The sequence below is a fragment of the Escherichia sp. MOD1-EC6842 genome (genome assembly GCF_002965705.1).
In the GTDB taxonomy this organism is placed as follows: domain Bacteria; phylum Pseudomonadota; class Gammaproteobacteria; order Enterobacterales; family Enterobacteriaceae; genus Escherichia; species Escherichia ruysiae.
The window spans coordinates 155,071-171,045 of the sequence record NZ_PTRF01000002.1 but is presented as its reverse complement, the minus strand read 5'-3'; the positions used below and the strand labels follow the sequence as shown (position 1 = coordinate 171,045).

At 51.2% G+C, this 15,975-nt stretch carries 15 protein-coding genes and 2 pseudogenes; 10 read left to right on the top strand and 7 right to left on the bottom strand.

Annotated elements, in window-relative coordinates; genetic code table 11:
* Positions 1-50 precede the first annotated feature (50 nt).
* Complete coding sequence (gene entD, locus A7Z29_RS03780; protein WP_085460758.1) at positions 51-671, top strand: enterobactin synthase subunit EntD; 621 nt, start codon at positions 51-53, stop codon at positions 669-671.
* Positions 672-792: 121 nt separating this feature from the next.
* On the opposite strand, the gene hokE (A7Z29_RS03775) is transcribed toward entD, so the two are convergent.
* Positions 793-945 carry a type I toxin-antitoxin system toxin HokE gene (gene hokE, locus A7Z29_RS03775; RefSeq protein WP_000956467.1) on the bottom strand — a complete coding sequence of 51 codons (153 nt, stop codon included), beginning with the start codon at positions 943-945 and terminating at the stop codon, positions 793-795.
* Between hokE (A7Z29_RS03775) and A7Z29_RS23910 the strand changes: the two are divergent.
* Positions 914-1,175 (top strand): annotated as a pseudogene (locus A7Z29_RS23910) (hypothetical protein); the annotation flags it as partial. The gene hokE (A7Z29_RS03775) and the pseudogene A7Z29_RS23910 overlap by 32 nt on opposite strands.
* A 118-nt stretch (positions 1,176-1,293) precedes the next feature.
* Here the strand turns inward: A7Z29_RS23910 and hokE (A7Z29_RS03770) are convergent.
* Positions 1,294-1,446, bottom strand: coding sequence for a type I toxin-antitoxin system toxin HokE (hokE, locus tag A7Z29_RS03770; protein ID WP_000956467.1), 153 nt, complete (start codon positions 1,444-1,446; stop codon positions 1,294-1,296).
* Here hokE (A7Z29_RS03770) and A7Z29_RS23905 point away from each other — a divergent pair.
* The 6 genes and pseudogenes from A7Z29_RS23905 to ybdG form a co-directional block, all read left to right on the top strand.
* Positions 1,415-1,664: pseudogene (locus A7Z29_RS23905) on the top strand (hypothetical protein); the annotation flags it as partial. The gene hokE (A7Z29_RS03770) and the pseudogene A7Z29_RS23905 overlap by 32 nt on opposite strands.
* 234 nt (positions 1,665-1,898) lie before the next feature.
* Entirely contained in the window at positions 1,899-3,017 is a 1,119-nt protein-coding gene (locus A7Z29_RS03760) for a YbdK family carboxylate-amine ligase (protein ID WP_105289808.1), read from the top strand.
* A gap of 65 nt (positions 3,018-3,082) precedes the next feature.
* On the top strand, positions 3,083-3,331 hold the full coding sequence (locus tag A7Z29_RS03755) for a DUF1158 domain-containing protein (RefSeq protein WP_000682511.1): 249 nt from the start codon (positions 3,083-3,085) through the stop codon (positions 3,329-3,331).
* Between the two features lie 64 nt (positions 3,332-3,395).
* Entirely contained in the window at positions 3,396-3,764 is a 369-nt protein-coding gene (locus tag A7Z29_RS03750; RefSeq protein WP_105289807.1) for an MmcQ/YjbR family DNA-binding protein, read from the top strand.
* 92 nt (positions 3,765-3,856) lie between these two features.
* Complete coding sequence (gene nfsB / locus A7Z29_RS03745) at positions 3,857-4,510, top strand: oxygen-insensitive NAD(P)H nitroreductase (protein WP_105281335.1); 654 nt, start codon at positions 3,857-3,859, stop codon at positions 4,508-4,510.
* Positions 4,511-4,621: 111 nt separating this feature from the next.
* The gene (gene ybdG, locus A7Z29_RS03740) at positions 4,622-5,869 is read left to right on the top strand and encodes a mechanosensitive ion channel YbdG (protein WP_001153137.1); all 1,248 of its coding nucleotides are present in this window, start codon (positions 4,622-4,624) and stop codon (positions 5,867-5,869) included.
* A gap of 79 nt (positions 5,870-5,948) precedes the next feature.
* On the opposite strand, the gene pheP is transcribed toward ybdG, so the two are convergent.
* The 5 genes from pheP to cusC all read right to left on the bottom strand — a co-directional run bounded on the left by pheP (position 5,949) and on the right by cusC (position 13,559).
* On the bottom strand, positions 5,949-7,325 hold the full coding sequence (pheP, locus tag A7Z29_RS03735; RefSeq protein WP_105289806.1) for a phenylalanine transporter: 1,377 nt from the start codon (positions 7,323-7,325) through the stop codon (positions 5,949-5,951).
* 101 nt (positions 7,326-7,426) lie between these two features.
* The gene (gene cusA, locus A7Z29_RS03730) at positions 7,427-10,570 is read right to left on the bottom strand and encodes a Cu(+)/Ag(+) efflux RND transporter permease subunit CusA (RefSeq protein ID WP_105289805.1); all 3,144 of its coding nucleotides are present in this window, start codon (positions 10,568-10,570) and stop codon (positions 7,427-7,429) included.
* Between the two features lie 11 nt (positions 10,571-10,581).
* Positions 10,582-11,805: a Cu(+)/Ag(+) efflux RND transporter periplasmic adaptor subunit CusB gene (cusB, locus tag A7Z29_RS03725; protein WP_105289804.1), complete on the bottom strand. Its 1,224-nt coding sequence runs from the start codon at positions 11,803-11,805 to the stop codon at positions 10,582-10,584.
* A gap of 15 nt (positions 11,806-11,820) precedes the next feature.
* Entirely contained in the window at positions 11,821-12,153 is a 333-nt protein-coding gene (gene cusF / locus A7Z29_RS03720; RefSeq protein WP_105281333.1) for a Cu(+)/Ag(+) efflux RND transporter periplasmic metallochaperone CusF, read from the bottom strand.
* Positions 12,154-12,176: 23 nt separating this feature from the next.
* Entirely contained in the window at positions 12,177-13,559 is a 1,383-nt protein-coding gene (cusC, locus tag A7Z29_RS03715) for a Cu(+)/Ag(+) efflux RND transporter outer membrane channel CusC (RefSeq protein WP_105289803.1), read from the bottom strand.
* Positions 13,560-13,715: 156 nt separating this feature from the next.
* Between cusC and cusR the strand changes: the two genes are divergently transcribed.
* Both cusR and cusS read left to right on the top strand, forming a co-directional pair.
* Positions 13,716-14,399 (top strand): copper response regulator transcription factor CusR, encoded by a 684-nt coding sequence (gene cusR, locus A7Z29_RS03710; protein WP_000770938.1) that lies wholly within the window; start codon positions 13,716-13,718, stop codon positions 14,397-14,399.
* Positions 14,389-15,831, top strand: coding sequence for a Cu(+)/Ag(+) sensor histidine kinase CusS (cusS, locus tag A7Z29_RS03705; RefSeq protein WP_105289802.1), 1,443 nt, complete (start codon positions 14,389-14,391; stop codon positions 15,829-15,831). Before cusR ends, cusS begins: the two co-directional genes overlap by 11 nt.
* Positions 15,832-15,975 lie beyond the last annotated feature (144 nt).

Sequence of the window (15,975 nt, the reverse complement as noted above, 5' to 3'; positions counted from 1 at the left end):
AGCGCATCAGGCAGTTTTGCGTTTGTCATCAGTCTCCTAATATGGTCGACATGAAAACTACGCATACCTCCCTCCCCTTTGCCGGACATACGCTGCATTTTGTTGAGTTCGATCCGGTGAGTTTTCGCGAGCAGGATTTACTCTGGCTGCCACACTACGCACAACTGCAACACGCTGGACGTAAACGTAAAACAGAGCATTTAGCCGGACGGATCGCTGCTGTTTATGCCTTGCGGGAATATGGCTATAAATGTGTGCCCGCAATCGGCGAGCTACGCCAACCGGTGTGGCCTGCGGAGGTATACGGCAGTATTAGCCACTGCGGGACTACGGCATTAACCGTGGTTTCCCGTCAACCGATTGGCGTTGATATCGAAGAAATTTTTTCTGCGCAAACAGCGACCGAATTGACAGACAACATTATTACACCAGCAGAACACGAGCGACTCGCAGACTGCGGTTTAGCCTTTTCTCTGGCGCTGACACTGGCATTTTCCGCCAAAGAGAGCGCATTTAAGGCAAGTGAGATCCAAACTGATGCAGGTTTTCTGGACTATCAGATAATTAGCTGGAATAAACAGCAGGTCATCATTCATCGTGAGAATGAGATGTTTGCTGTGCACTGGCAGATAAAAGAAAAAATAGTCATAACTCTGTGCCAACACGATTAATTGACAACATCTGGTACGATTCGCCCGCAGCCATCACTGACTGCGGGCGAAAGTGTAAAGCAGGTGCCTTACCACTCTGACCTGACAACCGGATATGCGGGGATTGCTCCCCGCACAACGGCTACTTCTTCGGTTCGTAAGCGAGAACAGCCCTGAACTCAATATTACGTTCCTTTACGGTGAACTCACATAGCGAGTCTCCGACCAGAAGCGTAAATCCCAGCACTGTTAAACACAGTACTATGACCGCCACAAGGGCATATTTCGTCAGCATGTTTATATTGCCTCCATGCGAAGAAGGGACTACCATCCAAATTGTCTGGTTTGGAGTGGCAGCCCCAGGGTTGATAGAAATATCTCCTGGGGCTTCATCTTTCCAGACCTCAGAGTAAACCTGAAACCGGAAAGCTTCAGGCACCCGCTGTTATCTTACCCTTCCTTAGCAAAATATCTGTTTATTTATACAGCAAATCCTGTTCCGGACTTCTGCTAATACAACTCATCATGGCCTTAAAACGAGATCGCCCGCAGCCATTGCTGACTGCGGGCGAAAGTGTAAAGCAGGTGCCTTACCATCCAGACCTGACAACCGGATATGCGGGGATTGCTCCCCGCACAACGGCTACTTCTTCGGTTCGTAAGCGAGAACAGCCCTGAACTCAATATTACGTTCCTTTACGGTGAACTCACATAGCGAGTCTCCGACCAGAAGCGTAAATCCCAGCACTGTTAAACACAGTACTATGACCGCCACAAGGGCATATTTCGTCAGCATGTTTATATTGCCTCCATGCGAAGAAGGGACTACCATCCAAATTGTCTGGTTTGGAGTGGCAGCCCCAGGGTTGATAGAAATATCTCCTGGGGCTTCATCTTTCCAGACCTCAGAGTAAACCTGAAACCGGAAAGCTTCAGGCACCCGCTGTTATCTTACCCTTCCTTAGCAAAATATCTGTTTATTTATACAGTAAATCCTGTTCCGGACTTCTCACACTACTCATATGCTCAACCGAAGCTGAGCCAGTTTTTTTCTGCACGCCCCAATCGTCAAAATTCTTCGCCGCCAGCCAGCTCTGCCGCTACTTGTCACATTGCAAAAGTAGCCAAATTGCTTCAGTAGCAATCAGTTCACCATCACCAAAAAAAGAAACATTCCAGAACTTCCGCATCTCGCCCTGCCGCTGACACTTCTATACTGGAATGAAAACGCCAACATAAGAGAAACCTATGCCATTACCCGATTTTCATGTCTCTGAACCTTTTACCCTCGGTATTGAACTGGAAATGCAGGTGGTTAATCCTCCGGGATATGACCTTAGCCAGGACTCTTCAACGCTGATTGACGCGGTAAAAAGCAAGATCACTGCCGGGGAGGTGAAGCACGATATCACCGAAAGTATGCTGGAACTGGCGACGGATGTTTGCCGTGATATCAACCAGGCTGCCGGGCAATTTTCAGCGATGCAGAAAGTCGTATTGCAGGCAGCCGCAGACCATCATCTGGAAATTTGCGGCGGTGGTACGCACCCGTTTCAGAAATGGCAGCGTCAGGAGGTGTGCGATAATGAACGTTATCAACGGACGCTGGAAAACTTCGGCTATCTCATTCAACAAGCGACTGTTTTTGGTCAGCATGTTCACGTTGGCTGCGCCAGTGGTGATGACGCTATTTATTTGCTGCACGGCTTATCACGCTTTGTACCGCACTTTATCGCCCTTTCTGCCGCATCGCCGTATATGCAGGGAACGGATACACGTTTTGCCTCCTCACGACCGAATATTTTTTCTGCCTTTCCCGATAATGGTCCAATGCCGTGGGTCAGTAACTGGCAACAATTTGAAGCCCTGTTTCGCTGCCTGAGTTACACCACGATGATCGACAGCATTAAAGATCTACACTGGGATATTCGCCCTAGCCCTCATTTTGGCACGGTGGAGGTTCGGGTGATGGATACCCCGTTAACCCTTAGCCATGCGGTAAATATGGCGGGATTGATTCAGGCCACCGCCCACTGGTTGCTGACGGAACGCCCGTTCAAACATCAGGAGAAAGATTATCTGCTGTATAAATTCAACCGTTTCCAGGCCTGCCGTTATGGTCTGGAAGGCGTCGTTACCGATCCGCACACCGGCGATCGTCGTCCACTGACAGAAGACACCTTGCGATTGTTGGAAAAAATAGCTCCTTCTGCACATAAAATTGGCGCATCCAGTGCAATTGAAGCACTGCACCGCCAGGTTATCAGCGGTCTGAATGAAGCGCAGCTGATGCGAGATTTTGTCGCCGATGGCGGCTCGCTGATTGGGCTGGTGAAAAAGCATTGTGAGATTTGGGCTGGAGACTAAGCGGAGAATTGCGTTACGCAGAAATATCCCCGACAATGGTGTTTTAACTTACATTTAACAATGTTATGAAACACCCCTTAGAAACCTTAACTACCGCAGCAGGCATTTTGCTGATGGCTTTCCTTTCTTGCCTGCTGCTGCCCGCCCCTGCGCTGGGGCTGACGCTGGCACAGAAACTGATGACCACGTTCCATTTAATGGATCTTAGCCAGCTTTACACTTTATTGTTTTGCTTGTGGTTTTTAGTGCTGGGCGCTATTGAGTATTTTATTCTTAGATTTATCTGGCGACGCTGGTTCTCGCTGGCGGATTAAACGTCGATTATCGCCGTACTTCGCGGCATACTTTGCTTATTCTCCTTCGCCTTAAGGAACGTTTATGGATAAGCAATCACTGCACGAAACGGCGAAACGCCTGGCCCTTGAGTTACCCTTTGTCGAGCTTTGCTGGCCTTTTGGCCCGGAGTTCGATGTTTTTAAAATTGGCGGCAAGATTTTTATGCTGTCGTCAGAACTGCGCGGCGTCCCCTTTATCAATCTGAAGTCCGATCCACAAAAATCCCTGTTAAATCAGCAAATATACCCAAGCATTAAGCCTGGGTATCACATGAATAAAAAGCACTGGATTTCGGTGTATCCCGGCGACGAAATCTCCGAAGCGTTACTTCGCGATCTGATTAACGATTCGTGGAACTTAGTGGTTGATGGCCTGGCTAAACGCGATCAAAAAAGAGTACGTCCAGGCTAAAGCGTAAATCTATAGCGCATTTTTCTCGCTTACCATTTTACTTCGATCCTTGTAATCTGCTGGCACACAAACATCTTTCACAAGGAGTCTTTATGGATATCATTTCTGTCGCCCTAAAGCGTCATTCCACTAAGGCATTTGATGCCAGCAAAAAACTTACCCCGGAACAAGCCGAGCAGATCAAAACCCTGCTCCAGTACAGCCCATCCAGCACCAACTCCCAGCCATGGCATTTTATTGTGGCCAGCACGGAAGAAGGTAAAGCGCGTGTCGCTAAATCCGCCGCCGACAATTACGTGTTCAACGAACGTAAAATACTTGATGCCTCGCACGTCGTGGTGTTCTGCGCGAAAACCGCAATGGACGATGCATGGCTGAAACGGGTTATTGACCAGGAAGATGCTGACGGCCGCTTTGCCACGCCGGAAGCGAAAGCCGCGAACGATAAAGGCCGTAAGTTCTTCGCCGATATGCACCGTAAAGATCTGCATGATGATGCAGAGTGGATGGCAAAACAGGTTTATCTCAACGTCGGTAACTTCCTGTTGGGCGTTGCGGCACTGGGTCTGGACGCGGTGCCAATCGAAGGTTTTGACGCGACGATCCTCGATGAAGAATTTGGTTTGAAAGAGAAAGGTTACACCAGTCTGGTGGTCGTACCGGTAGGCCATCACAGCGTGGAAGATTTTAACGCTACCCTGCCAAAATCTCGTCTGCCGCAAAGTATCACCTTAACTGAAGTGTAATTCTCCTTTATAGCCGGGAACTGATCCCGGCTATTTCACATCAGATTTTCCTGATTTGCATAACCCTGTTTCAGCCGTCATCATAGTCCGCTGTTGTATACAGGAGACGTTATGCAGGATTTAATATCCCAGGTTGAAGATTTAGCGGGTATTGAGATTGATCACACCACCTCAATGGTGATGATTTTCGGTATTATTTTTCTGACCGCCGTTGTAGTGCATATTATTTTGCACTGGGTGGTATTACGTACCTTCGAAAAACGCGCCATTGCCAGTTCACGGCTGTGGCTGCAAATCATTACCCAGAATAAACTATTTCACCGTTTAGCTTTTACCCTGCAGGGGATTATCGTCAATATTCAGGCGGTATTCTGGCTGCAAAAAGGCACCGAAGCGGCTGATATTCTGACCACCTGCGCACAGTTGTGGATCATGATGTATGCGCTGCTTTCAGTCTTCTCGTTGCTGGATGTTATTTTAAATCTGGCGCAGAAATTCCCGGCAGCAAAACAGTTACCGCTGAAAGGGATATTTCAGGGGATAAAGCTGATCGGCGCTATTCTGGTCGGCATTTTGATGATCTCGCTGCTGATTGGTCAGTCACCGACCATTCTGATCAGTGGTCTTGGCGCAATGGCTGCCGTGCTGATGTTGGTATTTAAAGATCCGATTCTTGGTCTGGTGGCAGGTATTCAGCTTTCCGCGAACGATATGCTGAAACTGGGCGACTGGCTGGAAATGCCGAAATACGGCGCGGATGGCGCGGTGATCGATATTGGTTTAACCACCGTCAAAGTACGTAACTGGGACAATACCATTACCACTATTCCCACCTGGTCTCTGGTTTCTGACTCCTTTAAAAACTGGAGCGGAATGTCAGCCTCTGGTGGACGACGCATTAAACGCAGTATCAGTATTGATGTCACCAGCATTCGCTTTCTTGATGAAACCGAAATGCAGCGGCTGAATAAAGCGCATCTGTTAAAGCCTTATTTAACCAGCCGCCATCAGGAAATTAATGAGTGGAACCGCCAGCAAGGGTCTACGGAGTCAGTATTAAACCTGCGCCGAATGACGAATATTGGAACATTTCGTGCCTATCTGAACGAATATCTACGTAACCATCCACGTATTCGTAAAGATATGACCTTAATGGTACGTCAGCTTGCACCGGGCGATAATGGTTTACCGCTTGAGATATATGCGTTTACCAATACCGTAGTGTGGCTGGAATATGAAAGCATTCAGGCTGATATTTTCGACCATATATTTGCCATCGTCGAAGAGTTTGGCCTGCGACTTCATCAGTCGCCAACCGGCAATGATATTCGCTCTCTGGCGGGTGCATTTAAGCAATAATAAAAAAACCGCTCTCATCGAATGGATGAGAGCGGCTTCAGATTGTTGACATCGTTTTGTCGGATGCGGCGTGAACGCCTTATTTCCGACGCAGCGTTTTAAACGCCACAAACAGGAACACAATCCACACCGGCAGTAGGATCGCTGACAAGCGCATATCATCTATTGTGCACATCAGCAGCAAAATCATGCCGAGAAAGGCAATGCAAAGATAGTTGCCAAACGGATACATCAGAGTTTTGAAGCGGGTTTCACGCCCCTGACGTCGCATCGCCGCACGAAAACGCAGGTGCGCCAGGCAGATCATAATCCAGTTAAGTAGCAGCGTTGCCACCACCAGCGCCATCAGCAAACCAAACGCTTTTTGCGGCAGCAGATAGTTAATCAACACCACCAGCGAAGTGATCGCTCCGGAAAGTATCAGCGAGTTAATCGGAACACCGCGACGGCTTACGCGAGTCAAAAACTTCGGCGCATTACCCTGCACAGAAAGGCCAAACAGCATCCGGCTGTTGGAGTAAACTCCGCTGTTATACACTGACAGCGATGCTACCAGAATGACGAAGTTCAGCGCAGAAGCTACCACGTTGCTGTCGAGATTATGGAAAATCATCACAAACGGGCTACTGTTGGATTTCACTTCCACCCACGGGTAGAGCGCCAGTAAAACCACCAGTGAACCGATATAAAACAGCAGGATGCGATACACGACCTGATTCACTGCTTTAGGGATGCTTTTTTCTGGATCGCGCGCTTCAGCGGCAGTAATCCCAATCAGCTCCAGACCGCCGAAGGAGAACATAATCACCGCCAGCGACAAAATCAGCCCATTCCAGCCGGTGGCAAAGAAACCGCCGTAGCGCCAGAGGTTATCGATACTGGCTTTCTCGCCGCCGTGACCAGAAAACAGTAACCACAGGCCAAAGCCGATCATGCCAATGATTGCCAGCACTTTAATCAGCGCGAACCAGAACTCGGTTTCACCATACAAGCGCACGTTCACCAGGTTAACGGCGTTGATGATAATAAAGAAGGCGGCAGCCCAAATCCACGTTGGAACATCCGGGAACCAGTACTGCATATAGATACCCGCAGCCGTCAGTTCAGCCATTCCTACCAGCACGAACATCACCCAGTAGTTCCAGCCGGAGAGGAAGCCCGCAAACGGTCCCCAATATTTATAGGCAAAGTGGGCAAACGAACCAGATACCGGCTCTTCGACCACCATCTCGCCGAGCTGGCGCATAATCAGGAAAGCGATGATCCCGGCAACGCCGTAGCCCAGCAATACAGCCGGCCCCGCCATCTGAATCGCCGGACCAATGCCAAGAAACAGACCTGTACCAATGGCGCCACCCAGCGCAATTAGCTGAATATGACGGTTATGTAATCCCCGATGAAGCGTCGGTTCTTGATTCGACGCAGTATCTTCCGATACGGTTGACGCGTTTTTCACGCATTTCCCCTGTGTGTCTTTTTTATTGAGGGGCTCCTTTTAACATTTAGTGCTGGTCGTCGCAAGACACAATCCACACGGTTAAACGGGGTATCCTGCTTTTATTTCCGTACCCGATGTCGGTGCAGCCACATCAGCTTATACGCCGCCGGGATAATAAACAGCGACAGCAAAGGCGCGGTGATCATGCCGCCAATCATCGGCGCGGCGATGCGGCTCATCACCTCTGAACCCGCCCCCGTTCCCCACAGAATCGGCAGCAAACCGGCGATAATCACCGCCACCGTCATCGCTTTCGGGCGCACGCGCAGTACCGCGCCGTGATACAACGCCTCATCCAGTTTCTGCTCGCTAAAGGTCTGCGGGTTATCCAGCGACGGCTCTGCCTCTATGGCGTGACGTAAATACATCAGCATCACCACGCCAAACTCGGCAGCGACTCCGGCGAGAGCGATAAAACCGGTGCCCGTCGCGACGGAAAGATGAAAGCCCATCCACCACAGGAACCAGATGCCGCCCACCAGCGCAAACGGTACGCTGCTGATAATCAGTAACGCTTCCCCCACGCGACGGAACGCCAGATATAGCAGCACGAAAATGATCATCAGCGTCATCGGCACCATGAGTTTCAGCTTATGGTTGGCGCGCTCCAGTAGCTCGAACTGACCGGAAAACGCCACGCTGGTGCCCGGTTTCAACTGCACTTTTTCGGCAATCGCTTTTTGCAGATCGTGAACCACTGACACCATGTCACGATCGCGGGCGTCGATATAAATCCAGCTTGTCGGGCGCGCATTCTCGGTTTTCAGCATCGACGGTCCGGTGGAGACGTTAACGTCGGCCACGTCCGCCAGGGTGATTTGCTGCTTCATCGGCGTCAGGATCGGTAACTGTCGCAGCGCCTGCGGGCTATCGCGCCAGCTTTGCGGATAACGCAGATTAATCGGATAACGGGCAATTCCTTCCACCGTTTCGCCAACCATCGCCCCGCCCACCGCAGAGGTGACAAACAACTGCACATCCGCCACCGTCATACCGTAACGCGCGGCTTTTTCACGGTTAATCTCAACGTTGATATAGCGCCCACCTTCCAGACGCTCGGCAAGGGCCGAAACCACGCCTGGCACCGTTCGCGCCACGTCTTCAATTTGCTCCGCCATCGCGTCGATATCCGCCAGCACAGTGCCGGAAACTTTAATGCCGATGGGGCTTTTAATGCCGGTCGAGAGCATGTCGATGCGGTTACGGATTGGCGGCACCCACAGATTCGCCAGCCCCGGCAGCCGCACGGTGTTATCCAGCTCTTCGATGATTTTGTCCATCGTCATGCCTGGTCGCCACTGATCCTGCGGCTTAAGCTGAATGGTCGTTTCTACCATCTCCAGCGGAGCGGAGTCGGTGGCAGTTTCCGCTTGCCCTGTTTTGCCAAACACTCGCGCCACTTCAGGTACGCTCATAATCAGCTTGTCGGTTTTTTGCAACATACTCGCTGCTTCCGACGCAGAAATCCCCGGCAGCGTCGATGGCATATATAACAAGTCGCCTTCATTGATCTGCGGTAAAAATTCCCCGCCAACTTTATTCAGCGGCCAGATAACCGTCAGCACCGAAAGCGCCGCCACCAGCAGCGTGGTTTTCGGCCAGTGCAGTACTTTCAGCAACAGCGGATGGTAAATACGAATCAAAAAACGGTTGAGCGGGTTACTGCTTTCTGGCGGAATTTTGCCACGTATCCAGTAGCCCATCAGGATCGGGATCACCACGATCGCCAGCAGCGCCGCACCCGCCATGGCATAGGTTTTGGTGAACGCCAGTGGGCCAAACAGACGCCCTTCCTGCCCTTCCAGGGTGAAGATCGGGATAAACGACAACGTGATAATCAGCAGACTGATAAACAGTGCCGGCCCCACTTCAACAGATGCATCGGTGATAATCTGCCAGCGCGTTTTATTATCCAGCGTGGCGTCAGGATGCTGGTGCTGCCACTCTTCCAGCCGTTTATGCGCATTCTCGATCATGACGATAGCGGCATCGACCATCGCCCCGACGGCAATCGCAATGCCGCCCAGCGACATAATATTGGCGTTCAGTCCCTGAAAGTGCATGACAATAAAAGCAATACACAACCCCAGCGGCAACGAAATAATCGCCACCAGCGCCGAGCGCACATGCCAGAGAAACAGCGCGCAGACTATCGCCACCACAATAAACTCTTCCAGCAACTTGCCGCTGAGGTTGTCGATGGCGCGATCAATGAGCTGGCTGCGATCGTATGTTGTAACTATCTCCACGCCTTCCGGCAGACTGCTTTTTAGCGTTTCCAGCTTGTCCTTCACGGCGGCGATCACTTCACGGGCGTTTTTGCCGGAACGCAGGATCACCACTCCGCCAGCGACTTCGCCTTCGCCGTTCAGTTCCGCAATGCCCCGGCGCATTTCCGGCCCTACCTGGACTTTCGCAACATCACGCAGATAAATGGGCACGCCATTTTCACTGGCTTTTAAAACGATGTGATTAAAGTCGTCGAGCGTTTGCAGATAGCCGCTGGCGCGCACCATATATTCCGCTTCCGCCAGTTCAATCGACGAACCACCCGCTTCCTGGTTTGAGGCATCCAGCGCGCTTTTCACTTCAGCGAGACTGATGCCATATTGCGCCAGGCGCTGGGGATCGATAACCACCTGATACTCTTTCACCACACCGCCCACCGACGCTACTTCCGCAACGTCTGGGATGGTTTTTAGCTCATATTTGAGAAACCAGTCCTGCAATGAGCGTAAATCAGCCAGATCGTGCTTACCGCTGCGATCCACCAGCGCGTATTCATAGATCCAGCCAACACCCGTAGCGTCTGGCCCCAGCTCGGCGCTGACTCCTGCAGGCAGCTTACCCTGCACCTGGTTGAGGTACTCCAGCACCCGCGAGCGCGCCCAGTACGGATCGGTGCCATCTTCGAAAATGACATACACATAAGAATCACCAAACTGCGAGAAACCGCGCACGGTCTTCGCACCCGGCACCGACAACATGGTGGTAGTTAGTGGATAAGTCACCTGATTTTCAACGATTTGCGGAGCCTGACCGGGATAGCTGGTTTTAATAATCACCTGCACATCGGAGAGATCCGGCAGTGCATCCACTGGCGTGTTAATGATGGTCCAGGTGCCCCAGATACTCAGAAACAACGCGCCCATCAGTACCAGAAAACGGTTCGCCACCGAGCGACGAATAATCCATTCAATCATTAGTTATTCCCTCAATGCGCATGGGTAGCACTTTCAGAGCGCATCCGCTCCAGTGCGCCGGAAATATTGGCTTCAGAATCAATCAGGAACAGGCCGCTGGAAACCACCTTTTCCCCTTCCGCCAGACCAGAACGTAACGCGGTGACGCCTTGCGAGGCCTGGAAAACGGCAACGCGTTTCGGTACAAAGCGTCCGTCGGCATCAACGGTAATCACCCGCTGTTCGTTGCCGGTATCAATCAGCGCCTGTGACGGAATGAGCAGCATCGGTTCGCTGGCGGTGTTGAGTTGCAACCAGGCGTTCATTCCCGGTTTTAGCGCCTCGTCGGCGTTGTCGACTTCCAGACGCAGTTGCAAAGTGCGGGTCGCGGCATCCACGCCCGGTAGTAGCGTCCATTTGCGGATGGTGAGCGTTTTATCGGGTCGCGCCGGAACGGTGAGTGTAAACTGCGAGGCATCTTTCACCAGCCAGGCGATGGACTCCGGGATCGCGGCAGTAACCCACACCGGATCCATACCCTGAATTTTCGCTACCACGTTATCTTTGGCGATATTCATTCCCGCGCGCAGATCAAACGCGGTGATCACGCCATCAATGGGCGCTTTGAGCGTAAAGCGAGTCTGGATTTTTTGCGTGGCGATCAGGCGGCGAATATCAGCCTCCGGCATTCCCGCCAGTCTCAGCCGCTCAAGAATGCCTTCAGTCTGGGTCGCCGTACCGCCGGTTTCGCGCAGCAGTAAATACTCACTCTGCGCTTCCACCCAGTCGGGAATGGTCAGGTCGAGAAGCGGCGCGCCTTTTTTCACTTTATCACCCACGGTAAGCGGATAAACTTTGTCGATAAACCCGGCGGCGCGAGCCTGTACAATGGCAAACTGATACTCGTTGTAACTGACATTCGCCGGGAAACTCTGGGCAAACGTCAGCGACCCGCGCGTGACGGTAGCCGTTTTCACCCCAAGGTTCTGCGTCTGAGTCGGGTCAATGCGCACACCAGACGCAGAACTCTCTTCATCGGCATATTTCGGCACCAGATCCATATCCATAAACGGCGATTTACCCGGTTTATCGAACCGCGTATTGGGATACATCGGGTCGTACCAGAATAAGATTTTACGTTCTGCGGTTGGCGTTTTTTCCACTGGCGGTTCCGCCTTTGCAAACCAGGTAAAACCTGCCGCAGAAATAATGCCGCCCGCGATCATGCTGCCGATAATAAGCGCGATTTTTTTCATTGAATTAAACCTGGGTTACTGGCTGACTTTAATATCCTGTAATAAAGAGAGATTGCCCTGCTGGACAAAATTAAACGCCACTTTGTCGCCGGTTTTAATTTCGCTCATTTTCGTCTGCGGGGTGATGGTAAAACGCATGGTCATCTCCGGCCAGTTGACTGCGGCAATCGGATCGTGATGGATGGTGATTTTTTTGCTTTCCAGATCAACGCCTTTTACCACACCGGTGGCGCTAATGACCTGCGGTTGTGCTTCACTCATGGTTTCATGATGATGTTCGTTAGCCTGAGTATTAAAGCCAATAGCGGTAAACAGACTGAACATTGCGACTTGCAGTGCTTTTTTCATTTATTTTCTCCTGGAGTTAAAAATTATTGCTGCCAACCGCCACCAAGTGCGGTATATAAAGAAATTTCGTTAGCCTGACGGGCATAATTCAGGTCGAGTAAAGTTTGTCGGGTTGCAAATAAAGAACGTTCGGCATCCAGCACTTCCAGATAACTTACCGCGCCGTGCTGATATAATGCCCGCGCCCGTTGCAGGGTAATTTGTAGCGACGCCAGATAACGCTGCTGGGCGCTAATTTGATCATTCAGGCTTTGACGTAATGCCAGCGCATCTGCCACTTCTTTAAAGGCGTTCTGGATTTTCTGTTCATAATTCACTACCGACTGCTGCTGGCGAATTTCGGCGATATCCAGATTGGCCTGGTTGCGCCCGGCATTAAAAATGGGGATCTCAATTTTGGGAATAAAATTCCACATCCCGCTGCTGGCGTTAAATAATGACGACAGTTCGCTACTAGCGGTCGATATTCCGCTGGTCAGGCTTATAGACGGGAAAAATGCCGCGCGTGCGGCGCCAATATTGGCATTAGCCGCCATTAACGCGTGTTCAGCTTCCATAATATCCGGGCGCTGCAACAAGATTTGTGACGACAAGTCCGCCGGTAATTTAACACTTTGCAGGCTGTCGCTATCCGCTGTCTGCGCTTGCGGCAGCTTGCCGTAGCTTCCCAGTAACAGTTGCAATGCATTATTCGCCTGCGCCAGTTCCCCCTGACGTTTAGCGATATCGCTGCGGGTACTTTCAATCACCCCGCGAGCCTGTTCCAGCGCCAGAACATTACTACTGCCGGTTAACAGTTGTTTTTCGACAAACGCATATGACTGCTGATAATTACGCAGCGTTTCTTCGGCTATTTGCAATTGCGCATACGCCAGCTGCTGATTGAAATAGCTTTGCGCGACATTAGAAACCAGCAGAATATGCACCGCGCGCTGAGCTTCCTCAGAGGCTAAATAATTTTGTCGCTCGGCTTCGCTCATGTTCTTTAAGCGACCGAAAAAATCGAGGTCAAAGCTGGCGTTAAGGCCAGTCGAGAACTCCCGCGTCGTAGCCGAATCGCCCTGAAGATTGCCGCTCCAGCTACCGCTGCCCTCGCCATTGAGCTGTGGGTAGCGATCGGCATCAGTCAGACGATATTGCGCACGCGCTTCCTGCACTTTCAGCGTCGCCATGCGCAAATCCCGGTTATTCACCAGCGCCTCGCTAATCAGCGTCTTCACCTGATTATCAACAAAAAAGGTGCGCCAGCCCGCGTTCTGATAGTTATCTGCTGCGTTAACCAGCCCGTTCTGGCTGAGTGAGAACTGCTGCGGCACGGGCATTGCCGGACGCTGATAATCCGGTGCCAGCGAACAACCGGTTAGCACAAGACCCACACAAAATGTCAGAAGTTTACAAGGAGACATAGGCACATAATTTTTAGTGATTTTATGCCGCCAACTTTACCCTCCAGGCTCTGATTTTCCGGTGACAGGAAAATGACAAAATTGTCATTTTGCCAATAAGCGATTGCCATCTGATCCCGCTCCTCTAGAATTGCCCGGGCAACATGCGGAGGAAATATGAAACTGTTGATTGTCGAAGATGAAAAGAAAACTGGCGAATACCTAACCAAAGGGTTAACCGAAGCCGGTTTTGTGGTCGATTTAGCCGACAACGGGCTGAATGGCTACCATCTGGCGATGACCGGTGATTATGACCTGATAATCCTCGATATTATGCTGCCGGACGTGAACGGCTGGGATATCGTGCGCATGTTGCGTTCTGCCAATAAAGGGATGCCGATTCTGTTGCTCAGCGCGCTGGGTACGATTGAACATCGCGTCAAGGGACTGGAGCTGGGAGCGGATGACTACCTGGTGAAGCCGTTCGCTTTTGCTGAACTGCTGGCGCGGGTGCGCACTCTACTGCGGCGCGGGGCGGCGGTGATTATCGAAAGTCAGTTTCAGGTTGCCGATTTGATGGTCGATCTCGTCAGCCGCAAAGTCACCCGCAGCGGCACGCGCATCACTTTGACCAGTAAAGAGTTTACTCTACTGGAGTTTTTTCTCCGCCATCAGGGTGAAGTGCTGCCCCGCTCGCTTATCGCCTCGCAGGTATGGGACATGAATTTTGACAGCGATACCAACGCCATTGATGTGGCGGTGAAGCGGCTGCGCGGCAAAATCGACAACGACTTTGAACCAAAGCTGATTCAGACCGTGCGCGGCGTGGGTTACATGCTCGAGGTGCCGGATGGCCAGTAAGCCGTTTCAGCGCCCGTTTTCACTGGCAACCCGCCTGACCTTTTTTATCAGCCTGGCCACCATCGCGGCATTTTTCGCCTTTGCATGGATCATGATCCACTCGGTAAAGGTGCATTTTGCCGAGCAGGATATTAATGATTTAAAAGAGATTAGCACCACGCTAAAGCGCGTTCTTAATCATCCCGAAGAGACACAAGCCCGACGCTTAATGACGCTGGAAGACATTGTCAGTGGTTATTCCAACGTGTTGATTTCCCTGGCAGATAGCCACGGAAAAACGGTGTATCACTCCCCCGACGCGCCCGATATCCGCGAGTTTGCGCGCGACGCCATACCCGATAAAGACGCCCGGAATGGCGAGGTGTTTCTCCTTTCTGGCCCGACGATGATGATGCCGGGCCACGGTCATGGGCATATGAAACACAGCAACTGGCGGATGATTAGCTTGCCGGTTGGCCCGCTAGCGGACGGCAAACCGATTTATACGCTCTATATCGCACTTTCGATCGATTTTCATCTTCATTACATAAATGATTTGATGAATAAACTTATTATGACCGCATCGATCATCAGCATCCTGATCGTCTTTATCGTGCTGTTGGCAGTACATAAAGGCCATTCGCCAATTCGCAGCGTCAGTCGTCAGATCCAGAACATTACTTCAAAAGATCTCGATGTTCGCCTTGACCCGCAGACCGTGCCGATTGAGCTGGAACAGTTGGTACTGTCGTTCAACCATATGATCGAGCGTATTGAGGATGTCTTTACCCGCCAGTCCAATTTCTCAGCGGATATCGCCCACGAAATTCGCACGCCGATTACTAATCTCATTACGCAAACGGAAATCGCCCTCAGCCAGTCGCGCAGCCAGAAGGAACTGGAAGATGTGCTCTACTCTAATCTCGAAGAGCTGACACGAATGGCGAAAATGGTCAGCGATATGCTGTTTCTTGCCCAGGCCGATAACAACCAGTTAATCCCCGAAAAGAAAATGCTCGACCTGGCGGATGAAGTCAGCAAGGTGTTCGATTTTTTCGAGGCGTTAGCGGAAGATCGCGGCGTGGAACTGCGGTTTATTGGCGACGAGTGTCAGGTTGTGGGCGATCCGCTGATGCTGCGCCGGGCGTTAAGTAACCTGCTTTCTAACGCCCTGCGTTATACACCGCCCGGTGAGGCGATTGTAGTTCGTTGCCAGACGGTCGATCACCAGGTGCAAGTTACCGTCGAAAACCCCGGTACGCCCATTGCGCCCGAGCACTTACCGCGATTGTTTGACCGCTTCTACCGCGTTGACCCCTCCCGCCAGCGAAAAGGCGAAGGCAGTGGTATTGGTCTGGCGATAGTGAAATCAATTGTTGTCGCGCATAAAGGCACGGTTGCAGTAACGTCAGATGCGCGGGGGACAAGGTTTGTGATCACATTACCCGCTTAATCATTCAGCAAACGGCAACTTTTATAACCAGTGTAAAAATAACGTGCCGCAATAGTCATACCTATTAATGGTAAAAAGCTGTCACAATTCATAAAAAACCTTAATATACGCCACCCTAAACATAACCAGAATTAATGTAAGGTT